Origin of the sequence: Corynebacterium intestinale, from assembly GCF_023574125.1 — a bacterium.
Classification (GTDB): domain Bacteria; phylum Actinomycetota; class Actinomycetes; order Mycobacteriales; family Mycobacteriaceae; genus Corynebacterium; species Corynebacterium hesseae.
This window is the reverse complement of the sequence record NZ_JAMKFF010000003.1, coordinates 149,362-171,518: the sequence shown is the minus strand read 5'-3', so window position 1 is coordinate 171,518 and position 22,157 is coordinate 149,362. Positions and strand designations below refer to the sequence as shown.

Here is a 22,157-nt window from a genome sequence, read left to right as displayed (position 1 = left end):
TTCAGCTGCTTCTTGCCGAAGCAACCGATTATGCAGATTCGTCGTTGTCGTCGAAGACCGGGGGCTCGGTCTGGCGCAAGATCAGCGTGGAGCGCGGCTGCACCATGATGGTTCCTGCGGCAGCGATCAGCTTTTCCTCGTCCGGGTATCCGCCGGAATCAGAAGTATCGACGATGAGCCGCCAGCTAGCACCCAAGTCCTTCTTCGGCAGGGTGAACTCAATGTCCTCGTGGTGAGCGTTGAAAATCATGATGAAGGAATCATCCGTGATGCGCTCACCGCGGGCGGTGGTCTCCGTAATGGCGTTGCCGTTGAGGTAGACCATGAGGGCCTTGCCGAACTCAAAATCCCAGTCCTCCGGAGTCATCAGCTTGCCGGAAGGCACGAGCCATGCAATATCGCGGTCTTTCACCTCAGAACCAAAGGGTCCACCGGCCAAGAAACGCTGGCGACGGAACACCGGGTGGTTCTTGCGGATGTTAATCAGGCGCTTAGTAAAACCGTGCATGGCGATGTTCTTTTCCTGCTCCAACATCGACCAATCGATCCAGGAAATCTCGTTGTCCTGGCAGTACACGTTGTTGTTGCCGCCCTGGGTGCGGCCTAGTTCATCGCCGTGGCACAGCATCGGGGTGCCTTGGGAGAGCAGAAGGGTAGTGAGGAAGTTGCGGACCTGGCGGCGGCGGAGCTTCTTAATTTCTTCGTCGTCAGTCGGGCCCTCCACGCCGTGGTTCCACGAGCGGTTGTGGGATGCACCGTCGCGGTTGTCCTCCCCGTTGTCCGCGTTGTGCTTTTCGTTGTAGGACACCAAATCACGCAGCGTGAAGCCGTCGTGAGCGGTGATGAAGTTAATGGATGCGGTGGGGCGGCGGCCGTTGTTGGCATACAAGTCGGAGGAGCCGGTCAAGCGTGAGGCAAACTCACCCATCTTCGACGGTTCCCCGCGCCAGAAATCACGGACGGTATCGCGGTACTTACCGTTCCATTCGCTCCAAATGGGCGGGAAGTTACCAACCTGGTAGCCGTTATGGCCCACGTCCCAGGGCTCGGCGATGAGCTTGACCTTGGAGACCACCGGGTCCTGCTGCACCAGATCGAAGAAGGTGGCGAGCTTGTCGACGTCATCCAGCTCGCGTGCCAGAGTAGACGCGAGATCGAAGCGGAAGCCATCCACGCGCATTTCCGTCACCCAATAACGCAGCGAATCCATAATCAGTTGGAGGGAGTGCGGGTGGCGGACATTGAGGGAGTTACCGGTGCCGGTGTAGTCCATGTAGTGCTCGGGATTGTCATCGACCAAGCGGTAGTAGGCATGGTTATCAATACCGCGGAAGGCAATGGTTGGCCCCATGTGGTTGCCTTCGGCGGTGTGGTTGTAGACGACATCGAGGATGATCTCGATTCCAGCCTCGTGGTAAGCGCGAACCATAGCCTTGAACTCAGCCACTGCCTCACCTGGCTTCTTGGCGTAGGCGTAGTCCGCATGCGGAGCGAAGAAGCCGAAGGTGTTGTAGCCCCAGTAGTTACGCAGGTCCAGCTGGCGCAGACGGTCATCCTGGAGGAACTGGTGGACCGGCAGCAGCTCGACGGCCGTCACACCCAAGTCCTTGAAGTAGTTGATGATCGCCGGGTGCGCCATGCCGGCGTAGGTGCCGCGCAGCTCCTCTGGCACATCCGGGTGCGTCATCGTCATGCCCTTGACGTGGGCTTCGTAGATGATGGTCTCGTTATCCGGGGTATGCGGCCGGTTGTCGCCGTGCCACTCGAAGAAGGGGTTGATGACCACCGACAGCATCGTGTGGCCCAAGGAATCATCCTCGTTGCGCCCGGTGCCAGGCTCTTCAGCGAAGATATCGTAGGAGTACAGCGAGGCATCGCCGTCAAAATCACCGTCGAAGGCGCGGGCATAAGGATCGACAAGCAGCTTCGAGGGATCGCAGCGCAAGCCGTGCTCTGGTTCATAAGGGCCGTGGATGCGGTAACCGTAGCGCTGTCCGGGGCTGACGTTGGGGAGGTAGGCGTGCCAGACATGGGCGGTGACTTCGGTCAACTCAATGCGCTCTTCGCTGCCATCGTGGTCGATGAGGCAGAGCTCAACCTTTTCCGCGATTTCGGAAAAGATAGCAAAATTAGTTCCGGCTCCATCGAAGGTGGAGCCGAGCGGGGAGGGGGAACCAGGCCACACCTGGCGAGATGGCGTTAGATCAGCACGGGTCTCAGTCATGAGGCTCAGCTTAGTCAATTCTATTCGCAGCGATCGGTTCGCAGTGACTTTAGACCGGCAACCATGAGTTCCGCGGCGCGCACAGAGGTGGCGTCCACGGGCGCGGTGCCCGGAGAAGGAGAGGCCGTGCTGGGCGACGCCCCACTGAGCTGCTCGCGGGATTGCTCCATGAACGTAGCCCCGAGTGTGTAGTGGATCAGCGTACGAGCGGCGACGGCGATATCCTCCGGTGACGCATCGGGGGCTTCTTTCTGCAGCGTGGTTGTGAATAACTCTTCTAAGTCGGTGCTGGCTGAAGACTCTGGGAAAGCGGCGCCAGCGATGGCTACCTCGGCTCCATCGCGCCAGCGGCGCAGCTCCCGGTGCAGCGAGCTGACCAACTCCGCCGTGGTTTCACCCGCGACGGGGGAGAGGATCTCAGCGGTCATGGCGGCGATGAGCGATTGCTTGTTAGCTACATGCCAGTACAAGGCGCCGGGAGCCACGTCGAGGTTGGTGGCGACGCGGCGCATGGTGACGTCGGCAAGCCCGTAGCGGGTCAAGAGTTCGAGGGCGGTGGAAACGATAGCGTCGCGAGATAGATGCACACGACCAACTCTACGCGGCGCAAGAAACCCCTAGTGGGGCTCACAGGAAGCTTCAAGGTGTAAAATATGATTTCTTCAAACAGCCCTTGTTAGGGTTGTCGGAGATGCCCAAGAGCAACCACCACGCCTAGCGTGGATTTACCTATCGCTCTCTATTTAATTTGAGGAGTTATCCCTTGTCCTTTTTGACACCTGCCAAGAAGTCCCTCATCGCTGTTGCACTCGTTGCACCGCTTTCCTTGGCTGCTTGTGGTTCCGATGACGAGAACGCAGGCGACACCGCTTCCTCTGCGGCAAAGACCACCACGACGACGAAGTCCAAGGAAAAGACGTCTGAGAAGAAGACGGAAGAGAAGACTTCTGAGGAAAAGAAGGAGGGGGAAGAGAATAAGGACGGCGAGAGCGCTGCTCCGAAGCCGGAGGGAGAGAATCCTGAGGGCGGCAACCAAGCCGTGGCCAACCCCTTCGAAGAGGGCGCTGACCCGTTCCAGAACATGCCAAAGGTTGAACCGGTTCAGGGCGAGGCCGCAAGCCAGGAGGATATCGACGGTATCAACACCCTGGTACGTGGCATGTATGAGCAGCAGACCATGCGCTCCTTTGTGAAGTACCTTCCGGAGCACACCTGCGCGGCCGTGCGTAATGATCCGAACTCCGGCCTCGACCAGGTGGACTACAACCAGGTCCCGGATGTGCCGATGAACCAGCTCAAGGACATGATGGCCGCAGCTGGCCAGGACACCTCCCAGATGGAGGGCTTCGACTGGTCCAAGACCGGCGTTGAGTCCATCAACGATGTCGTGGTTAACGGCGATGACGCCTCCGCGACCGTGAACGTCAACACCAGCCAGGGCATGGATAGCTCCACCATGCGCTTCAAGCGCGAGAACGGTAACTGGACCTTCTGCGGCTAGAGATTATCGTGCCTGCACTGCGTGCACCTAGCTTTCATATACCCCGCGCCATTGGATTCGGCGCGGGGTTGCTCGCGTTAGCGCTCCTTGGTTTCTCCGCTGTTGGCGCTGTCTGGGGGCTGTGGCGGCCTACTCTGGAGGGCCATCGCATGGAGGATGGCGGCTATGTCCTGCGCAACGTTGCCGACGTGCAATTCGATTCTTATATCACCTTCGTGCTGATCACCGGAGTCCTCGGTATGGCCTTGGGAGCAATCGCCCACCGCTGGGGAGAGCGCTACCGTGGCGTCGGTGTGCTGCTGTGGGTGGCGCTGGCGGCTTTGGCCGGTGCGGCGTCCTTCTATGTCTTCGGTGGGGCGACGGCCACTGATGTTCCGGAGAACCCCGGGGAATTCGTGGAGTTCGTGCCGAAGTTTTCGCCCGGCATCGCGTGGCTTGTGGGACCATTTATGGCCATGTTTGTCTACTGGTCCGCGCTGTTCTTTGAGCCGCCCAGCGTGGCGCTCGAAAGTGAAACGGAAGAAAATGAGGCAGCGGTCGACGTGCGCTAGGGCCACGCGACGGGGGAGGAGCCCACGGCATCGCGTGAAATGTCATCGATGCCGTGGAGGACGTGCTTGATGCCGCGGCCGAGGGCGGTTATCAGTTGGGCGTCGGAAAGCCCGGCGCCCGTCATGACCGCGTAATCAATGCGCACCTGCAGCCCGTCAACGTTGGAGTGGCAGAAGGCCGAGGCCGAGTGATTGTTCCGGTTCCAATCATTGCAAATAAGGAAAATCCTGGAGAACTCGCTGCCCTGTAGGTTCGGGTCCCAATGGCCTTTGATGATGAGGCTTGGGCCGGAGTCAATGGCGAAGGCAAAGAGGACGTCATTGATCCAGGCATAAACTGCTTCATCGCCATCTGATTGGAAGCGCGAAATTCCCAGAGCGGGTAAGAGGGCTTCGAGGCGGTCCGTATCGACGCTGGCGACGGGGCCGTCGAGTTCTGTCTGTTCTTCCGGGACTGCCGGGCGGGGAAGCGTGAGAACGGGGAAAAGTTTAGCCAGTTCTTCGAGGCAGGCCGCGGCGTTGTGGAGCGCTGGCACTACCGAAGCGGAGAGTTGGGCGCTTGTGGGTTTCTGGTGCACCACGAGGAAGGAGTGACCCCACACTTCGACTTCGGTAGGGGAGGAATAGTTGAGCACGAGGTGCGGCGAGAGGCAGTCGTGGTTCCAGTCGTTGACGAACTCGCTGAGACTGGGGATATCGCCGAAACCAAGAATGCCATGGTGGGTGGTGTAGAAACGCAGGATCGGCTCGCCCTCAGTGTCCATGAAAGCGCGGGTTTCCCCGAGTGGCGAGTGCGGGAAGAGGAGCTCGTGTGCGGTTACCCGTATGCAGTCAAGGTTTTCCCGGCGCGTGAGGCGTTCGACGCGGGCAAGCAGGTCTGACGGGGACTGGCGGTCCAGGCCGTCGGCGCCGTTGCTCATTTCGCCACCTCCCTCTACCGATTCGGGATGCCGGAATGTGTTACTAGTGGCACATTCTATAACCCGCACCTGCCGGTTCGCTGGCTTTTCGGTCCGGGTATAGTAATGGGAAGGTATAGAAACCACTGCATATTATAAAAGAGGTCCCAGCATGCTACGAACCATCGACCTGCGTGGAGAGGCACTTACTACCTCCCGTTTGCGCCGAGTATTGCCGCGAGGGGGCACGGACGTGTCCTCGGTGATGGGCACTGTTATCCCCATGGTGGAGAAGGTCCGTGACGGCGGAGCGGCGGCCGCCCTCGACTTCGGCGAAAAATTTGACGGCATTCGCCCGGCCGCGGTGCGAGTTCCTCAGGAGGAGCTAAAGAAAGCAGTCGATGAGCTGGACCCGAAAGTGCGGGCAGCCATCGAGGAATCCATCGCGCGCGTGCGTGCTGTCCACGCTGACCAGAGGCCGGATTCGCACACGACCACCCTGGCGCCGGGGGCAACGGTCACCGAGGTCTTTCACCCCATCGAGCGGGTGGGGCTGTATGTCCCAGGCGGCAAGGCGGTGTATCCGTCTTCCGTCATTATGAACGCCGTCCCCGCCCAGGAAGCGGGCGCTGAGGCGATGGTCGTGGCCTCCCCACCACAGAAGGAGTTTGGTGGTCTGCCGCACCCGACTGTCTTGGCAACGTGTCACATGCTCGGCGTGGACGAGGTGTGGGCAGTAGGCGGCGGGCAAGCCATTGCCCTTCTGGCCTATGGCGATGATGAACCGGTTACCGGTGAGGAAGCACTGGAGCCTGTCGATATCATTACCGGCCCAGGCAACGTGTTTGTTGCCGCTGCTAAACGCGCAGTGCAGGGCGTGGTGGGCATTGATGCGGAGGCCGGGCCCACGGAGATCGCCATTTTGGCAGACGATAGCGCCAACCCCGTCTACGTGGCCTATGACCTCATCTCCCAGGCAGAGCATGATCCCATGGCTGCTTCCGTGCTCATTACTGATTCAGAGGAGTTTGCCGCCGCCGTGAACGCGGAGGTAGCGCAGCGTTATACCGCCACCGCCAATGCCGAACGCGCCGCCGAGGCGCTGCGCGGTGAGCAGTCGGGCATTGTCGTGGTTGAGGACCTTGAGACGGGAATCGCCGTCGCGGATGCCTATGCCGCCGAGCACTTGGAGGTGCACACGATAAACGCCCGGGCAGTTGCGGAGCGCATTCGCCACGCCGGTGCCATCTTCGTTGGCGACTATTCTCCCGTACCTCTTGGTGATTACACCGCGGGTTCCAACCACGTTTTGCCAACCTCTGGAACCGCGCGGTTTAGCGCCGGCTTGTCGACGCACACCTTCCTTCGCCCAGTAAACCTCATCGAGTATGACCGCGCGGCACTCGGCGAGGTATCAGAGAACGTTATCGCCTTCGCCACAGCGGAGGCGCTGCCCGCCCACGGTGAAGCAATCGCCGCACGATTCGCCGAAGACACAGATGCCCAGAAAGGAGAGGCTTAAACCATGGCTGAGCTGAAGGATCTTCCCCTTCGTGAAGAATTGCGTGGTTCCAGCGCCTATGGCGCCCCGCAGCTGACGGTAACCAACCAACTCAATACCAACGAGAATCCTTATCCGCCGTCGGAGGCGCTGGTGAAGGACATGGTGGAGGCCGTCGAGAAGCACGCACGCCAACTCAACCGCTACCCGGAGCGCGATGCCGTCGAGCTGCGCACGGCGCTGGCGGAATACGTCAGTGAGCAGACCGGTGTCACCGTGGGCGTGGAGAACGTGTGGGCAGCCAACGGTTCCAACGAGGTGCTCCAGCAGCTGCTGCAGGCCTTCGGTGGGCCGGGCCGCAGCGCGCTGGGATTTACGCCGAGCTACTCCATGCATCCGATCCTGTGCGCAGGTACACAGACCGAATTCATTTCCTGCCCGCGCGATGAGGACTTCCGCATCGATGAGGAGGCGGCTTTGGGGGCCGTCGCCAAGCACAGCCCCGACGTCGTCTTCATCACCACCCCGAACAACCCCACCGGTGATGTCACCCCGATCGAACTGGTGGAGAAGATCGCGCAGGCCGCGCCGGGCATCGTCATCGTGGACGAGGCCTACATGGAATTCTCGCCCTCGCCCTCAGCTACAACACTGCTGGCGAAGTACCCGACCAAGCTCGTAGTCTCGCGCACGATGTCCAAGGCCTTCGATTTCGCCGGCGGGCGCTTGGGCTACTTCGTGGCGGATCCCGCTTTCGTGGAAGCCGTGATGCTCGTCCGCTTGCCGTACCACCTCTCCGTGCTATCCCAGATCGCGGCCACAGTGGCTCTTGCTCACAAGGAGGAGACCTTGGGTACCGTGGCGAAGCTTTCGGCGGAGCGGGATCGGGTTGTCGCACGGCTCCAGGAACTTGGCTATTACGTGGTGCCGAGCGAATCCAACTTCGTCTCCTTTGGACGCTTTGCCGACCAACACGCGGTGTGGCAGGGATTCCTCGACCGCGATGTGCTGATCCGAGACAACGGCGTGCCGGGTCTCCTGCGCGCCACGATTGGGCTGCCCGAAGAGAATGACGCCTTCCTTTCGGCCGCGGCGGACTTGGCAGATACAGTAGAGATGACTAACTGAGAACTGAAACTTGAGCCCAGGCAAAGGCTCATGATGAAAAGAAGGAGCGTGGGACAATGAGCGCTGGTGAAGCTACACGCCACGACTTAGGCGACCGCATTGGCCGCGCAGAGCGCGTCACCGGGGAGACAAAGATCTCCGTCGAAATCAACCTCGATGGCACCGGCCAGGCGGATATTTCGACGGGGCTGCCGTTCTTTGACCACATGCTCAACGCTGTGTGTACCCACGGCTCCTTTGACCTTCAGGTGCACGCCGAAGGTGATATCCACATCGATGCCCACCACACGGTGGAAGACACCGCGATTGTGCTAGGCCGCGCTTTCCTCGAAGCGCTGGGGGATAAGTCCGGCATCCGCCGTTTCGGCTCCCAGCTTCTGCCCATGGATGAAACGCTGGTGGAGGCCGTCGTTGACATTTCTGGGCGGCCCTACTTTGTCATGAATGGCGAGCCGGAGAACTTGGAGTGGCAGGTTATTGGCGGGCACTACGCCACGGTGATCAACCGGCACTTCTTCGAAACCTTTGCCACACACTCGGCGACGACTCTGCACGTCAACGTGCGCTATGGGCGCGATCCGCACCACATCACGGAAGCCGAGTACAAGGCAGTGGCCCGCGCCCTGCGCCAGGCTACCGAGCGGGATCCGCGAGTAACCGGAGTTCCTTCGACGAAGGGAGCACTCTAAGACGCTATGAATGTCATGGTTCTCATTCTCTTTCTCGTCGCCGGTCTGCTCGTCGGCGGCGCGTGGGCGGCGTATCAGAACGGTTCAGTATTGCTGACTGTGGTCGCGGGCGCGCTCGCGGCGGTCGCCGTGGCCGCCGCGTTGGTCTGGTTCCTCGACATCTTTTCGGCAGGATTGGCGGCAAAGTGACAGATAACGCCCCTCAGAGTGTGTGGAAGGTTGCCGGCTTCAAGGAAACCATGATCGCGGTGGTTTCCGCCTTCGGCGCGTGGTCAGTCTTGCTACCCGTGGTGCCGTTGGCTGTGTTGGATTCCGGCGGATCGGCCACGCTGGCTGGCGCCACAACCGGCGTATTCATGCTGGCCACGGTGCTCACCCAAATGGCGACTCCGATGCTGCTGCGCATCTTTGGCTACCGGCCGATCATGGCGGCGTCGGCGCTGCTCTTGGGCGTGCCGGCGTTGGGCCACATGCTGGGCGACGCCGCCCCAATCGCCCTAGGCTTTTCCGCACTGCGCGGTATTGGCTTTGGTGCCCTGACGGTGTCAGAAAACGCGCTCATCGCGGAAATCACGCCGCGGCGCTTGTTGGGCAAGGCCACTGGAATCTTCGGCCTTTTTATCGGCGCGGCACAGATGGCCTTCCTGCCCGTCGGCCTTGCCGTCGCCGCAGCGTACAACTATAACGTGGTGTACCTCTTGGCCGCCGGCCTCGGCCTGCTGGGTTTCTTCACCTGCATCTTGGTACCGCAGATCAAGGCTGCCCCAGTGGGAGTGCCGGACCCATCGGATACCACTCCGCGTGCCCCAATGTGGAAGCTTGTGCTCGTGCCCGCACTGGCGTTGATGAGCTTCTCCGTGAGCTACGGCGTGGCTTCGAATTTCATTTCGCCGGCCGTGCGCGAATTGGATCCTGAACGCGGAGCGGTTTTGGGCGGCTTCATGCTGTCCGTGATTGGTGGCGCGGGCATGGTTGCGCGCTACGTCGCCGGTGTCGTGGCGGACCGGGTGGGCAAGCCTGGCACACTCATGATTCCGGCCCAGGCTTCCTCGGTTGTGGGTGTGGGACTCATCGCCGCCGTGCTGTGGCAAGAGTGGTCGGTATGGCTGCTCGTGTTCGGTACGGTCATCTACGGTGCCGGCTTCGGCATCGTTCAAAACGAGGCGCTGCTGTCGATGTTTGACCGCCTCCCACGCGAGCGGCTCTCCGAGGGTTCTGCGGTGTGGAACATCTTCTACGACGGTGGTACTGGCCTTGGTTCGACGGTCCTTGGCGCCGTCGTGGCGATGTCAGGATACAAAGGCGCTTTTTCCGCAGGTGCCGCCATCATTGCGGTGGGCTTGCTCATGACGGCTGCTGACCTAGCTTTGGGTAAGACCCGCGTGAGCGAACTCAATGACATCCAAACGCGCTTGCGCAGGATTAGAAGGCCGAGGAGGCCCGGAAAGGAGCCACGATGAGCTCACACGACGTAGTTGTCCTTGATTATGGTGCCGGCAACGTCCGCTCGGCTGTGCGCGCACTGGAACGGGTCGGCGCCACCGTGACGGTGACCGCAGACCCGAAGCTGGCGGTGGAAGCCGATGGCCTGCTGGTACCCGGCGTAGGCGCCTTCGCCGCCTGCATGGAAGGCCTGCGTGCGGCCCAGGGCCCACGGATCATTGGCCAACGCCTAGCTGGCGGCCGCCCAGTTCTCGGTATCTGCGTAGGAATGCAGATTCTCTTTGAGTCCGGTACAGAACACGGCGTTTATACGGAAGGCTGTGGTGAGTGGCCGGGGGAGGTGACCCGCTTGCAGTCGCCGGTTCTGCCCCACATGGGCTGGAACACCGTTGAGCTTCCCGACGATAGCCTTATGTTCCATGGCGTGAGCGCGCAGGATCGCTTCTACTTCGTGCACTCCTATGCCGCGCGGAGCTGGGAGCTCGAGACTGAAATCACTGAGCCGCCGAAGGTGGCGTGGTCCGAATATGGCGGTGACCGTTTTGTCGCCGCGGTAGAAAACGGTGCGCTATGGGCCACGCAATTTCATCCGGAGAAGTCGGGTGACGTCGGCTCGCAGCTGCTAAAGAACTGGATTGGAACGCTTTAAAGAGCCCACTCGAAAGGTAGACTACCCACCATGAGCTTTACACTGTTGCCCGCGGTTGATGTCGTCGACGGTCAGGCGGTTCGCCTTGATCAGGGAGAGGCCGGAACTGAAAAGCCCTATGGCTCGCCGCGTGAGGCCGCCCTTAAGTGGCAGGCCCAAGGCGCGCAGTGGCTGCACGCAGTAGATCTGGACGCAGCCTTTGGCCGCGGCTCCAACCACGAGCTGCTCGCTGAGATCACCACGAGCGTGGACCTTAACGTGGAGCTGACCGGAGGTATCCGGGATGATGACTCCTTGGCCCGTGCACTCGCCACCGGAGCCCGCCGCGTCAATATTGGTACCGCGGCTTTGGAGAACCCCGAATGGATTGCCAAGGTCTTGGCAGAGCATGGTGACCGCATCGCGGTTGATCTCGCAGTCCGGATGGTGGACGGCGAGTGGCGCACGCGCGGCAACGGCTGGGTTTCCGATGGTGGCGACCTCTGGGAGGTACTCGAGCGCCTCGACGCCGCTGGTTGCACTCGCTTCGTGGTGACGGACGTGTCCAAGGACGGGACGCTGCAAGGCCCCAACATCGAACTGCTGCGTGAGGTTGCGGCCGCCACGGAGGCAAAGGTAACAGCCTCCGGTGGGATTTCCACCCTTGATGATCTGCGTGAATTGGCCCTCTACGAAAATGAGGGAATTGATTCCGCCATCATCGGCAAGGCTCTCTATGAGGAGCGCTTCACACTGGAGGAGGCGCTCGCGGCGGTTGCGGAAGTTACTCCGTTGCCGGGCGAAGAATACATTGACCCGATCGAGGAGAGGTAGGCCAATGGCCCCGATGTCAGGAACCTCCGCGTCGGATCCGCGCGAACTCGTGGCCTTTGCAGAAGCAGCGGTGGACCAGGTTGATGATCTCTTCCGCCGGGGCCTCGGTGCAGCGCCCGCGCGTTTCAAGGGCGAAGGGGACTTTGCCACCGAGGTGGATTTGCTGATTGAACAGCAGCTGCGACTGACGCTGAACCAGCTCACCGGTATCCCGGTACTCGGTGAAGAATCAGGCGGCAGCCTTGAAGAAACGGTGTGGGTTGTGGATCCCGTGGATGGAACCGCGAACTACTCAGCCGGGAATCCATGCTGCGGCATTCTTGTCACGCTTATCCACGAAGCAAAGCCGGTTGTTGCAGTAGCGGATTTCCCTCTGCTACACCGCCGCGTCGTTGCGGCGCAGGGCATGCAGCTGCGAACCAGCGGCGGCCCCTCCACTGGTTTCGGTGGTGGCGAAGAAGCCCAGGGATTCGACGAGGCTCGTGGCCACGTGGGCTGCTCCTCGCACCTGCCGACGGGCCTGTTCAATGATCTCCGGGAGACCGGGCTGCGTCCCCGCATGACCGGGTCCGTGGGTCTGGATAATGCATTTGTGGCTCAAGGCGTGTTTGACGGCGCGGTGAATTTCTCGCCGCACCCGTGGGATAACGCGGCGGGTGCTCTCATGATCAAGGCTGCCGGTGGCCGCGTGAGTGATCCAGAAGGCAACGAGTGGACCGCGCATTCACAGGGATTCGTGGGCGGTACCCCGCAGGTGCATGCCACGATCTTGGATGCCATCGCCCGAAACCCCCGCGGAAGCCGTTGATAGGCGCTTGGCTTGCCTAGGACGCTAGCGCTCGTCGCTAGCGCCGCATACCGGACTTGAATTTCATCAATCGGCAGTTCGATTCGAGCTGCCTTTCATTTCGCTTTGAGCTTTAGGAGGATTGTCACCATGGCTCTTGCCGTGCGAGTGATCCCGTGCCTTGACGTTGATAATGGCCGCGTGGTCAAAGGCATTAACTTTGAAAACCTGCGTGATGCCGGCGACCCAGTCGAGTTGGCCGCCCATTACGACCGCGTGGGTGCTGATGAGCTGACTTTTCTCGACGTGTCAGCGTCGAAGGACGGCCGCGGTACCATGCTTGACGTCGTACGCCGCACCGCCGATCAGGTCTTTATCCCGCTGACCGTTGGCGGTGGAGTGCGGTCTGTCGACGACGTCCGCGAACTGCTGCGTGCCGGCGCCGATAAGGTCTCCGTCAACTCCTCTGCCATCGCGCGCCCAGAGCTACTGCGCGAGCTCGCGGATGTGTTTGGCTCGCAGTGCATTGTGTTGTCGGTGGATGCGCGCCGTGCTGCAGATTTCCCCAGCGGATTCGAGGTCACCACGCATGGCGGAACGCGTTCTGCGGGCCTCGATGCCGTGGAATGGGCCAAGCGCGGTGAGGACTTGGGCGTCGGCGAAATCTTGCTGAACTCCATGGACGGCGACGGAACCAAGGCGGGCTTCGATATCGAATTGATCGAGGCAGTGCGCGAGAAAGTTTCCGTTCCGATCATCGCCTCCGGCGGTGCGGGAAAGGCCGAGGACTTCCCACCGGCTGTTGACGCTGGAGCAGATGCGGTGCTGGCCGCCAGCATTTTCCACTTCGGAGAAGTGGGGATCTCCGAGGTCAAGCAGGCGCTAGCTGCGGCAGGCAAGGAGGTGCGACAGTGACGAGGAACAGCGACAACCCCACCACCGACCCAACGGCTGTCGGGGCTTATGAGCTGAGTGATGAGATTGCTCAGCAACTTAAGCGCAACGAGTTGGGGCTTGTTCCAGCCATCGTGCAGTCGGAGCGCGGTGAGGTGCTCATGTTGGCGTGGATGGATGACCATGCCTTGGCCTACACGTTGGCGACGCGCCGCGGAACCTACTATTCACGTTCCCGCCGCGAGTATTGGATCAAAGGCCTAACATCCGGCAACACCCAAGAGGTGGTCGGCGCGCGCTTGGATTGCGATGGTGACACCATCCTGCTCACCGTTCGTCAGCGCGGCGGGGCATGCCATACCGGTGACCGGACCTGTTTCGATGCACGTGATCTCTTAGGGGAGGAGAATGATGGCTAAGCGCATTGGGCCCTTGTTGATGTTTGTCGGTGCCATCCTATTGTGGCTGTCTTCCCGCATGACGTGGGTAAAGGCTGCGGTTGAGGATGATAAGGCCGGCTCCAGCGTTGCGGAGCTATCGGGTTCCTTGTGGTCCCTCGAGCTCATCGCGTTGAGCGTTGTGGTCCTCGCTGGCGGTGTTGCGGCCTTCGCGCTACGGCGCACCGGCCGCCGAATCGTATCTGGCCTCACAGCACTTGCCGCGGCGGCTGCGGGATGGCGGCCTGTTGCGTTGCTGACCGCCGGCCCGGAGGCGGAGCGCGCCGAGGAACTGCTGCAGGGAGGCACGAATGATACCTCCGTGGAGTCCACGACCATTTCTGACTGGGCCACGGTGCTCTCCGCGGATGCCTCGACTGCCGGCCCTGTCCTCGCCCTCGTCGGCGCTGCACTCGCGCTCTTTGGTGCGGTCATGGTGGCCAGCAATCCGGGAGGCGATAAGCCCCGCTCCGCCAAATATGAGACACCAGCTGTACGGCAGGAGCGCCTGCAGGAAGATCTAGAAACCTCCCAGGATTCTGGCCGCGTGATGTGGGACGCTTTGGACGCCGATATCGACCCCACAGATCCTCGCACCACCTAGGGGAGGTGGCGGCACGAGCCACCGGCTCGTCTCATCTCCACCACGGGGTGTTGCGCTGATAGAAGGGGACCCCGGATTTCTGGTTGGAGGTAAGAGCGCGCTAGCCTAAGTGTGATCTCGAACTCCATCCTGTTTCTTTCATTGAGTTTCCTTCGGGGAAGGGAGGTGCTCCATGCCTACCCCGATTGCCGTCGATCACCTCGTGGCCGGCGTACTAGCTGATGTCGCCGCGCGGGAGGCCCGCGTTCCCTTCAAGGAAGTAAAGGCGCGTTCCCGAGACATGGATGCCCCGCGCGATGCTGCACAGGCTTTGCTGCGTCCGGGATGCTCTATCATTACCGAAATAAAGCGCGCCGTACCTTATGGCGGTGAAATTGCGCATTTGGAGAGCCCGCAGTCCGTGGCAGCGTTGGCGCATAGCCTGGAGGAAGCCGGAGTGCATGTGATGGCGTGTCAAACGGATCGCCGCCGCTTCCACGGTTCCCTCGAAGACATGCGGGCGGCCCGGTCCGCCGTTGACATACCGATGCTATGCCGCGACACCATCGTCGACCCCTATCAGATCCATGAGGCGCGGTGCTATGGGGCGGATGCGATTCCCCTGCAAGTGGAGCTGCTCGACCAGGCTCGCCTCGAGTCTCTCCTAGACCGCGTGGAATCTCTCGGCATGACCGCCATCCTGGAAGTTCGTACGTGCGCTGAGGTGGATCGCGTCATTAAGGCAGGGGGAACTGTCGTGGCGATCAACGCGTGGTCTTTGGCCTCCGATGCTATTAATCGGGAGGCCTTTTCTACTATTTCGCCGGGTCTTCCTGAGAGCATGACGCGCATCGCGGTGGGTGGGGTCAATAGCCCGCGAAACGTGTTGTCTTATGCTTCTCAGGGCGCTGATGCCATCTTGGTCGGTGAGTCCATCATGGCTGCCCAAGACCCCATGGCCTTGGCGCGTTCTTTGGTGGCTACCGGCCAGCATCCGGCGTGCCCTTCGCGCAGGACCTAGACGCGTTGTAGTGGGCGTTATTTTCAGGCACACTGTTTCCCGTGCAAATTTACAATCTCGCCAACATTCCCTCTCCGCCGCAAGGCGTGTGGCATCTAGGTCCGGTCCCAATTCGCGCTTATGCCATGTGCATTATCGTCGGCATCCTCGTTGCGATGTGGATGACGCTGCGCCGCTATACCGCCCGCGGTGGAAACCCGGATGTGGTGTGGGATGCGGCCTTGGTGGTGATACCGGCCGGAATTATTGGTGGGCGCCTCTACCACGTGATTACGGATAACGAAAAGTACTTCTGTTCCACGTGCAATCCAGTTGATGCGCTGAAGATTACCAACGGCGGCCTCGGCATTTGGGGCGCAGTGGCGCTAGGCACAATAGCGGTGTGGATCATGTTCAAGGTTAAAGGCATCCCATTGGGGCCATTTGCGGACGCCGTCGCGCCCGGACTTGTCTTGGCCCAAGCTATCGGGCGCTTGGGTAATTGGTTCAATCAGGAGCTCTACGGCCGTGAAACCACGGTTCCGTGGGCCTTGGACATCTACTACCGAGTAAATGACAGCGGCGCGTACGCACCAATCAGCGGACGCTCGACCGGGGAAGTAGTGACCTCAGTGCATCCGACCTTCCTCTATGAACTGTTGTGGAATGTGGCGGTGTGTGTGTTCCTGCTGTGGGCGCACAAGGCGTTCAAACTCGGCCATGGGCGTGTGTTCGCGCTGTACGTTGCCGGATACACGGCGGGGCGCTTCGTTGTAGAAAACATGCGCGCTGATGAGGCCACACACATCTTCGGGTTGCGCGTCAACGTCATCGTTTCGGTGGTCTGCTTCGTTGTTGCGTTCATCGTGTACTTCCGGTTGCCACGTGGGCAGGAGTCACCGGAGGAAGTGGATCCCGCTCGTGCCGCGGAAGTTGAGAAGAATGGCGGCTCCGCAGGCTTTAATTAGGTACAGCTTTCGTAGCGTCTGCCTGTTTTAGGCGCTGAAAACAGAAAAAGTAGCCGGGATCACACACGGTGTTTTTGAGCTCTTATTCGGAAGCCTGAGGTTCCGAATAATGAGTACGAAATGCCCAGATGTGCCCGGTTATTCCCGTTTATTGCCGAATCTTTGGGGCTTTGCTCAGCCCCCGGAGAGCACTCGGGACGAGGCTTGAAAACGCGCTATGAGCGTCATTCGTAGTGGCCGAGACCAGTAAACCGGGGTAGTTTGGGAACCGTTAGAAGCTCCCGATGTGAGTAAGGCATTCCATGTTGGATAGAAGAACCAAAATCGTTTGTACGTTGGGTCCTGCGGTAGCAAGCAAGGAAGGAATCCTTGGCCTCGTTGAAGCGGGCATGGACGTGGCACGTCTGAACATGTCTCACGGCGAGCACGCGGATCATGAAGCGAACTATCGCTGGGTCCGCGAGGCCACCGATGAGACCGGCCACGCCGTCGGTGTGTTGGCGGACTTGCAGGGTCCGAAGATCCGTCTGGGTCGCTTCATCAACGGTGAAGAGATGTGGAAGGACGGCGAGATCGTCCGCATCACTGTTGAGGACGTGGAAGGCACGCACGACCGCGTGTCCACCACGTACAAGAACCTGGCGAAGGACGCGAAGCCGGGTGACCGCCTGCTTATCGACGATGGCAAGGTCGCCGTCGTGTGCAAGGAAGTCGACGGCAACGACGTCGTCTGTGAGGTCACCGAAGGCGGTCCGGTCTCGAACAACAAGGGCGTGTCCCTGCCGGGCATGGACATTTCCGTCCCGGCCCTGTCGGAAAAGGACATCGCAGATCTCCGCTTCGCCTTGAAGCTTGGTGTCGACCTGATTGCTCTGTCCTTCGTGCGTTCCCCGGCCGACGTGGACAAGGTCCACGAGATTATGGATGAGGAAGGCCGCCGCGTTCCGGTCATCGCCAAGCTGGAGAAGCCGGAAGCTGTCGATGCCCTCGAATCCATCGTGCTGGCATTCGATGCCATCATGATTGCCCGCGGTGACCTCGGCGTCGAGGTGCCGCTGGAGCAGGTTCCGCTGTTCCAAAAGCGAGCCATCCAGATTGCGCGTGAGAACGCCAAGCCGGTAATCGTGGCAACGCAGATGCTCGATTCCATGATTTCCAATCTGCGGCCGACCCGTGCGGAGGCGTCCGACGTTGCCAACGCGGTGCTCGACGGTGCCGATGCAGTCATGCTCTCCGGCGAGACGTCCGTGGGCATCGACCCGCAGAATGTCGTGCGCACCATGTCCAAGATCGTCGCGAATGCCGAGCAGGGTGGCCGCGTTCCTCCGCTGACGCACGTTCCGCGCACCAAGCGCGGTGTCGTGTCCTACTCCGCACGCGATATCGCTGAGCGCCTTAACGCGAAGGCAATCGTAGCGTTCACCACCTCCGGTGATACCGCAAAGCGCGTGGCTCGTTTGCACTCGCCGCTGCCGCTGCTTGCCTTTACCCCGCACCCGGCCGTGCGCTCGCAGCTGGCCTTGACCTGGGGCGCCGAGACCTTCCTGAGTGAATCGGTGGAGTCCACCGATAACATGATGGAAGCCATCGATGAGGCGCTGCTGGGGATGGATAAGTACAAGGAAGGCGACATGATCGTCGTCATCGCCGGTACGCCTCCTGGAATCTCCGGTAACACCAACATGATTCAGGTCCACGAGCTGGGTCAGACGCTGCGCGATAAGTAGGGCTCTCGCGCAGTAAGGCAACGCCGCCTCACTCGGCCTCTTTCCCGCAATGGCGGAAGGGGGTAATTGAGTGGGGCGGCGCTTTTGCCTTGAAGGAGCCTTGAAGGACTACCCATCTAAGGGTTAATAGGCACTAGCGCGCCTATTAACCCCGTCTACCTAGACGTTGGCGATGGGAGTCGGGGCCAGCTTCCACACCTCGTTGGCGTAGTCGGCGATTGTGCGGTCGGAGGAGAAGCGGCCGGAGTAGCAGATATTAAGCCATGCCTTCTTGGCCCATGCCAGCTCATCAGCGTCATAGTCGGCTGCCATGCGGTCGCGGGTCTCGCGGTAGTCGGCAAAGTCCCCAAGAACGTAGTAGGTGTCCTGGGCGTGCTCGCCAAATCCATCGAGCAACGAGGAGCGAAGATCTCCAAACATGCCCGCATTTTCAGAGCCCAGCGTGCCATCGGTGAAGGCGTCGAGGACGCGTGCCAAGCCCGGAACCGTGTTGTAGAGCTCACCCGGGTTGTACTCGGCGCGCAGCTGCGGGATCTCCTCGTTGCGGGCACCGAAGATGTAGGCGTTTTCTTCGCCCACTGCCTCGACGATCTCCACGTTGGCGCCGTCCATGGTGCCCAAGGTCAGGGCACCGTTCATCATGAACTTCATGTTGGAGGTGCCGGAGGCTTCCTTGCCAGCGACGGAAATCTGCTCGGAGACGTCAGCGGCCGGGATGATGTGCTCGGCGGGGGAGACGTTGTAGTTCTCAACGAAGACCACGTTGAGCACGTCCTTGGTGGCTGGGTCGTTGTTGACCACGTCACCGATGGCGTTGATGAGCTTGATGATGGCCTTGGCGCGGACATAGCCCGGGGCGGCCTTCGCGCCGAAGATGAAGGTGCGCTTCGGGACGGTCTCGCCGTCGACCTTGATGCGGAAGTACAGGTCCAGGATGTAGAGTGCGTTCATCAGCTGGCGCTTGTACTCGTGCAGGCGCTTAATCTGGACGTCGAAGATGGAATCCGGGTCCACGGTTGCGCCCTGGTGCGCGTCAATCCAGGCGGCGAAATCCTGCTTGTTGGCGCGCTTGATATTGATGAGTTGGCGCAGTACCTTCTCATCCTCTGCCAAAGGAGCCAGCTTCGCCAGCTCAGTCAGATCGGTGACCCAGGCATCGGAGCCAGCTTGTTCTGTGAGCAGGTCGGACAGGCGCGGGTTGCACATGCGCAGCCAGCGACGCGGGGTCACACCGTTGGTCTTGTTGTTGAACTTCTCCGGCCACAGCTCGTGCCACTCGGAGAGCGTGTCAGCCTTGATGATTTCGGTGTGCAGGGCAGCGACGCCGTTGATGGAGTACGCGGCATAGCAGGCGATCCACGCCATGTGCACGTGGCCGTCGGATACCGGGGCCATGTAGTCGATGCGGCCCTGATCCAAGCCGCGTTGGGCCATGTCCTCGCGGAAGCGGCGGTCGATCTCTTCCACCAGTTCCCAGATGCGCCAGAACAGCTTCTGGAAAATGGACACTTCCCAGCTCTCTAGGGCCTCAGCCAGCACAGTGTGGTTGGTGTAGGCGAAGGTCTCGGTGACGACCTTCCATGCGTCATCCCAGCCCATCCCGTGTTCGTCGAGAAGCAGGCGGAGCAATTCCGGGATGGCCAGCACCGGGTGGGTGTCATTGAGCTGGATGCAGTTGTACTCAGCGAAGCCGGTGAGGTCCTCACCGTGGTGCTCGATGTAGTTATCGATCATCTGCTGCAGCGAGGCCGAGACGAAGAAGTACTGCTGGCGAACGCGCAGTACCTTGCCCTCGTAGGTGGTGTCGTTGGGGTAGAGCACGCGGCAGATATCCATGACACGCTCGCGCTCGACGATGGCCTCGGTGAAGCGCTGCGAGTTGAAAGCATCGTAATCGAATTCATCGATGGGTTCGGACTTCCACAGGCGCAGGGTGCCCACGTTATCGGTGCCATAGCCGGTAATCGGCATGTCATAGGGGATGGCGCGCACGTCCATGTCGTCGAAGTGGACCAAGCGCTGCTCGGAAGCGCGGCGAATGATGAAGTCGTAGCCGTTTTCCATCCATGCATCCGGCTCCTCGCGCTGGAAACCGTTGTCGAAGGACTGGCGGAACAAGCCGTAACGGTACAAGAGGCCATAGCCGGTCACCGGGTAGTCCTGGGTGACGGCGGAGTCGAGGAAGCAGGCGGCGAGGCGGCCCAAGCCGCCGTTGCCGAGTGCGGCATCGTGCTCGGCTTCGAGGACATCAGCCAACTCGTGGCCCGCAGCCTTAGTAGCGGCGCGGGCCTCATCGACGAGCCCGACGTTGGTGAGGTTGTTGAGCAGGGCACGACCCTGCAGGAACTCAGCGGAGAAGTAGTGCTGCTGACGAGTGGCGGCGTAGGCGCTGCGGGTGGCCTCCCAATTGTCTGCAATCTGCTCCATCACCGAGGAGGACAGACCGGACCAAAACTTGCGGTCGGTCGCACGAGAGGGGGAGACGCCGGCTGCGGCGCGAACGTGTCCAGGAACTGCGGATTGGAAATCGGAGTGCTGGGGTTGGCTCATGAGAATCCCTTCACTTGAGGCATATAAATGCGGAAAAATACCAACTCCCAAGCTTAACCAGTTCTGTATGCGCCTGCAGACCAGGACACTGACCAACGTTTCACGCAGACCGTGATGCCGAGTGGCGTTGGGCACAGAGGCTTAGCGTCCAAGGAAAGACAGAACGGCGGCGGCCCCGGCGCGAGTGGCCGAGCGCATCGTGGGCTCATAGTCCGGTAGGAAGGTGGCCTGGTGGTTAACGGGCGGGTTGTCGAGGAGGTTTTCCGGTGTGGAGCCGATGAACCAGAAGTAATGAGGCACGCCCCAGGCCTGCGGGAGATAGCAAAAGTCCTCGGAGACGGTGGAGGGCGCGGCGGTGACGGAGAGCTCGCCGAAGACCTCATCGAAGGAGGCGCGAACAGCCTGGTGGGTGGCAGCGTCGTTATCGGTGACCTCGCCGTGAGCGAAGTATTCGAAGGTCGGTGCTACCGGGCACCCGGACGCCTCGCATTCGGCGCGCACCATGCGCTCGAGGGAGGCGTAGACGCGCTCGGCCAATTCCGGTTTGTAATAACGCGTGTTGAGCACTAGCTCGGCGCCGCCTGGAATGATGTTGTTCTTATCACCCGAATGTAGCTCGCCCACCGAGATGACGAAGAAGTCATGGGGAGGAACTTCGCGGCCGACGATGGCCTGCAGACGCGTGACCACCATGGCGGCCACATAGGAGGGGTCGATGGCCTCGTGCGGCATGGAGGCGTGCGCCGAGCGCCCCGTGATGCGAATGCGAAGGGAGTCGCAGCCGGCCAGGATGGGGCCGGCGGTGGATTGGATTTGCCCAGCGGGGCCCGGCATGACGTGCTGGCCGAAGCACACATCCGGTGCGGGAACGCGCTCGGTGAGCCCGTCGGCGATCATGAACTTAGCTCCCATGGACGATTCTTCGGCGGGCTGGAACAGTGCTAGGAAGGTGCCGCGCCAGGCGTTGTGGTGGGTGTCGAGAATCGCGCACGCGCCGAGCAACGCGGTGGCGTGCACATCGTGCCCGCAGGCATGCATCGCGCCGTTGGTGGAGGCGAAGGGGACGCCGGTTTCCTCGGCTACAGGGAGGGCATCGAAATCGGCCCGCATCAGCGCGGTGGGGCCATCCCCATTGCGGAAGATAGCGACGATACCGTGTCCGCCGATGCCGGTGACGAGTTCACAATCGTAGTTTTCTAGTTGTTCCAGAATCCGCCCGGCGGTGCGTTCCTCTTCATGGGAGAGCTCAGGATGGGCATGCAGATCCTCATAGAAGGCCCGTTGCCAGCTGAGATCGACGGAATCGTTCACTAAGAGCTCGGTCAGACGAGAAAGTGTGGGATCTGCCATAGTTACTGTCCTCCAAGTTTGGGTAGGGTTACCTACATGCCATTGATTCACTTTGATGTTCTGGTGCCGGATGCCCAAGCCGAGCGTGTGGCCGAAATCTTTAGTACTGCCACCCACAAGCTGGTGGACAGCAACTCGCTGGCCTCTGCTGAGGTTACTCGTGTGCACGAGCCCGCACTCCCGGAGGGGTTGGAAGAGCAGCTGCGCCAAACCTACCGGGAGGAGCACGAAGAGCGTGACCTCGAAGACGCAAATGTTTACCGCTACGCCATCGACGTCGATGGCGTCAAGGGGTCTGTTAACCAGCTGACCATGGTCCTCGCGCGCCTGTTAACTCCGCATTCGGTCTTGCCGAAGGATCACGTGTTGCTGGAGGATGAGCTCGCCCACGAGCGCCCGGCCATCTTCCCGTGGGCGGTGCAAGTAACCCCTTAGTCCTGCAGAGAAGGTTTAGCCCCGAAGA

General features: G+C 60.9%; 22 protein-coding genes. 17 read left to right on the top strand and 5 right to left on the bottom strand.

Translation table 11 applies throughout. The features are described 5' to 3' along the window. Positions 1–28: 28 nt before the first annotated feature. On the bottom strand, positions 29–2,224 hold the full coding sequence (glgX, locus tag M5J06_RS05370; protein WP_250224149.1) for a glycogen debranching protein GlgX: 2,196 nt from the start codon (positions 2,222–2,224) through the stop codon (positions 29–31). A 20-nt stretch (positions 2,225–2,244) separates the two neighbouring features. Then, positions 2,245–2,811, bottom strand: a complete 567-nt coding sequence (locus M5J06_RS05365) for a TetR family transcriptional regulator (RefSeq protein ID WP_070533266.1) — start codon at positions 2,809–2,811, stop codon at positions 2,245–2,247. 176 nt (positions 2,812–2,987) lie between these two features. Between M5J06_RS05365 and M5J06_RS05360 the strand changes: the two genes are divergently transcribed. Beyond that, positions 2,988–3,725: a hypothetical protein gene (locus M5J06_RS05360; protein WP_070533264.1), complete on the top strand. Its 738-nt coding sequence runs from the start codon at positions 2,988–2,990 to the stop codon at positions 3,723–3,725. Positions 3,726–3,874: 149 nt separating this feature from the next. Further along, positions 3,875–4,276, top strand: coding sequence for a hypothetical protein (locus M5J06_RS05355; protein WP_227485693.1), 402 nt, complete (start codon positions 3,875–3,877; stop codon positions 4,274–4,276). On the opposite strand, the gene M5J06_RS05350 is transcribed toward M5J06_RS05355, so the two are convergent. Further along, positions 4,273–5,196: a YbjN domain-containing protein gene (locus M5J06_RS05350; protein ID WP_070533262.1), complete on the bottom strand. Its 924-nt coding sequence runs from the start codon at positions 5,194–5,196 to the stop codon at positions 4,273–4,275. The two genes, M5J06_RS05355 and M5J06_RS05350, sit on opposite strands and share 4 nt — an antisense overlap. 151 nt (positions 5,197–5,347) lie before the next feature. Here M5J06_RS05350 and hisD point away from each other — a divergent pair, with 151 nt between their 5' ends. From hisD to pyk, 14 genes are all read left to right on the top strand, one after another. Continuing rightward, positions 5,348–6,697 (top strand): histidinol dehydrogenase, encoded by a 1,350-nt coding sequence (gene hisD / locus M5J06_RS05345; protein WP_250224148.1) that lies wholly within the window; start codon positions 5,348–5,350, stop codon positions 6,695–6,697. Between the two features lie 3 nt (positions 6,698–6,700). Then, complete coding sequence (locus tag M5J06_RS05340; RefSeq protein ID WP_250224147.1) at positions 6,701–7,804, top strand: histidinol-phosphate transaminase; 1,104 nt, start codon at positions 6,701–6,703, stop codon at positions 7,802–7,804. 56 nt (positions 7,805–7,860) lie between these two features. Further along, positions 7,861–8,493, top strand: a complete 633-nt coding sequence (gene hisB / locus M5J06_RS05335) for an imidazoleglycerol-phosphate dehydratase HisB (RefSeq protein ID WP_070533257.1) — start codon at positions 7,861–7,863, stop codon at positions 8,491–8,493. Between the two features lie 6 nt (positions 8,494–8,499). Continuing rightward, entirely contained in the window at positions 8,500–8,682 is a 183-nt protein-coding gene (locus M5J06_RS05330) for a CG2302 family histidine operon protein (RefSeq protein ID WP_070519941.1), read from the top strand. Next, positions 8,679–9,953 (top strand): MFS transporter, encoded by a 1,275-nt coding sequence (locus M5J06_RS05325; RefSeq protein ID WP_496197095.1) that lies wholly within the window; start codon positions 8,679–8,681, stop codon positions 9,951–9,953. Before M5J06_RS05330 ends, M5J06_RS05325 begins: the two co-directional genes overlap by 4 nt. Then, a complete protein-coding gene (gene hisH, locus M5J06_RS05320) occupies positions 9,950–10,585 on the top strand; it encodes an imidazole glycerol phosphate synthase subunit HisH (protein ID WP_143334926.1) in 636 nt (211 codons plus the stop codon). The genes M5J06_RS05325 and hisH overlap by 4 nt, the downstream gene beginning before the upstream one ends. A gap of 30 nt (positions 10,586–10,615) precedes the next feature. After that, positions 10,616–11,398, top strand: coding sequence for a bifunctional 1-(5-phosphoribosyl)-5-((5-phosphoribosylamino)methylideneamino)imidazole-4-carboxamide isomerase/phosphoribosylanthranilate isomerase PriA (gene priA / locus M5J06_RS05315; RefSeq protein WP_070519945.1), 783 nt, complete (start codon positions 10,616–10,618; stop codon positions 11,396–11,398). Between the two features lie 4 nt (positions 11,399–11,402). Further along, positions 11,403–12,206, top strand: a complete 804-nt coding sequence (locus M5J06_RS05310; protein ID WP_070533252.1) for an inositol monophosphatase family protein — start codon at positions 11,403–11,405, stop codon at positions 12,204–12,206. Positions 12,207–12,335: 129 nt separating this feature from the next. After that, a complete protein-coding gene (hisF, locus tag M5J06_RS05305) occupies positions 12,336–13,100 on the top strand; it encodes an imidazole glycerol phosphate synthase subunit HisF (protein ID WP_250224146.1) in 765 nt (254 codons plus the stop codon). Next, the gene (gene hisI, locus M5J06_RS05300; protein ID WP_070685352.1) at positions 13,097–13,498 is read left to right on the top strand and encodes a phosphoribosyl-AMP cyclohydrolase; all 402 of its coding nucleotides are present in this window, start codon (positions 13,097–13,099) and stop codon (positions 13,496–13,498) included. The genes hisF and hisI overlap by 4 nt, the downstream gene beginning before the upstream one ends. Further along, complete coding sequence (locus M5J06_RS05295) at positions 13,491–14,120, top strand: TIGR02234 family membrane protein (protein WP_185963198.1); 630 nt, start codon at positions 13,491–13,493, stop codon at positions 14,118–14,120. The genes hisI and M5J06_RS05295 overlap by 8 nt, the downstream gene beginning before the upstream one ends. Positions 14,121–14,292: 172 nt before the next feature. Next, positions 14,293–15,120 carry an indole-3-glycerol phosphate synthase TrpC gene (locus tag M5J06_RS05290; protein ID WP_070519958.1) on the top strand — a complete coding sequence of 276 codons (828 nt, stop codon included), beginning with the start codon at positions 14,293–14,295 and terminating at the stop codon, positions 15,118–15,120. 41 nt (positions 15,121–15,161) lie between these two features. After that, positions 15,162–16,067 (top strand): prolipoprotein diacylglyceryl transferase, encoded by a 906-nt coding sequence (lgt, locus tag M5J06_RS05285; RefSeq protein WP_250224145.1) that lies wholly within the window; start codon positions 15,162–15,164, stop codon positions 16,065–16,067. A 305-nt stretch (positions 16,068–16,372) separates the two neighbouring features. After that, positions 16,373–17,794 (top strand): pyruvate kinase, encoded by a 1,422-nt coding sequence (pyk, locus tag M5J06_RS05280; protein WP_070520168.1) that lies wholly within the window; start codon positions 16,373–16,375, stop codon positions 17,792–17,794. Between the two features lie 159 nt (positions 17,795–17,953). On the opposite strand, the gene M5J06_RS05275 is transcribed toward pyk, so the two are convergent. Both M5J06_RS05275 and M5J06_RS05270 read right to left on the bottom strand, forming a co-directional pair. Next, on the bottom strand, positions 17,954–20,344 hold the full coding sequence (locus M5J06_RS05275) for a glycogen/starch/alpha-glucan phosphorylase (RefSeq protein WP_070565513.1): 2,391 nt from the start codon (positions 20,342–20,344) through the stop codon (positions 17,954–17,956). Positions 20,345–20,485: 141 nt separating this feature from the next. Then, positions 20,486–21,694, bottom strand: a complete 1,209-nt coding sequence (locus tag M5J06_RS05270; protein ID WP_250224144.1) for an amidohydrolase — start codon at positions 21,692–21,694, stop codon at positions 20,486–20,488. Between the two features lie 36 nt (positions 21,695–21,730). Here M5J06_RS05270 and M5J06_RS05265 point away from each other — a divergent pair, with 36 nt between their 5' ends. Beyond that, positions 21,731–22,129, top strand: a complete 399-nt coding sequence (locus tag M5J06_RS05265; protein ID WP_070565517.1) for a hypothetical protein — start codon at positions 21,731–21,733, stop codon at positions 22,127–22,129. The last annotated feature ends 28 nt before the right edge of the window (positions 22,130–22,157 follow it).

What these genes read in the sequence shown, in the direction of transcription:
- glgX (WP_250224149.1), bottom strand. Translation starts at nt 2,224, where the DNA reads ATGACTGAGACCCGTGCTGATCTAACGCCATCTCGCCAGGTGTGGCCT.
- M5J06_RS05355 (WP_227485693.1), top strand. Translation starts at nt 3,875, where the DNA reads ATGGAGGATGGCGGCTATGTCCTGCGCAACGTTGCCGACGTGCAATTC.
- M5J06_RS05350 (WP_070533262.1), bottom strand. Translation starts at nt 5,196, where the DNA reads ATGAGCAACGGCGCCGACGGCCTGGACCGCCAGTCCCCGTCAGACCTG.
- hisD (WP_250224148.1), top strand. Translation starts at nt 5,348, where the DNA reads ATGCTACGAACCATCGACCTGCGTGGAGAGGCACTTACTACCTCCCGT.
- M5J06_RS05340 (WP_250224147.1), top strand. Translation starts at nt 6,701, where the DNA reads ATGGCTGAGCTGAAGGATCTTCCCCTTCGTGAAGAATTGCGTGGTTCC.
- hisB (WP_070533257.1), top strand. Translation starts at nt 7,861, where the DNA reads ATGAGCGCTGGTGAAGCTACACGCCACGACTTAGGCGACCGCATTGGC.
- M5J06_RS05330 (WP_070519941.1), top strand. Translation starts at nt 8,500, where the DNA reads ATGAATGTCATGGTTCTCATTCTCTTTCTCGTCGCCGGTCTGCTCGTC.
- hisH (WP_143334926.1), top strand. Translation starts at nt 9,950, where the DNA reads ATGAGCTCACACGACGTAGTTGTCCTTGATTATGGTGCCGGCAACGTC.
- priA (WP_070519945.1), top strand. Translation starts at nt 10,616, where the DNA reads ATGAGCTTTACACTGTTGCCCGCGGTTGATGTCGTCGACGGTCAGGCG.
- M5J06_RS05310 (WP_070533252.1), top strand. Translation starts at nt 11,403, where the DNA reads ATGGCCCCGATGTCAGGAACCTCCGCGTCGGATCCGCGCGAACTCGTG.
- hisF (WP_250224146.1), top strand. Translation starts at nt 12,336, where the DNA reads ATGGCTCTTGCCGTGCGAGTGATCCCGTGCCTTGACGTTGATAATGGC.
- M5J06_RS05295 (WP_185963198.1), top strand. Translation starts at nt 13,491, where the DNA reads ATGGCTAAGCGCATTGGGCCCTTGTTGATGTTTGTCGGTGCCATCCTA.
- M5J06_RS05290 (WP_070519958.1), top strand. Translation starts at nt 14,293, where the DNA reads ATGCCTACCCCGATTGCCGTCGATCACCTCGTGGCCGGCGTACTAGCT.
- M5J06_RS05275 (WP_070565513.1), bottom strand. Translation starts at nt 20,344, where the DNA reads ATGAGCCAACCCCAGCACTCCGATTTCCAATCCGCAGTTCCTGGACAC.
- M5J06_RS05270 (WP_250224144.1), bottom strand. Translation starts at nt 21,694, where the DNA reads ATGGCAGATCCCACACTTTCTCGTCTGACCGAGCTCTTAGTGAACGAT.
- M5J06_RS05265 (WP_070565517.1), top strand. Translation starts at nt 21,731, where the DNA reads ATGCCATTGATTCACTTTGATGTTCTGGTGCCGGATGCCCAAGCCGAG.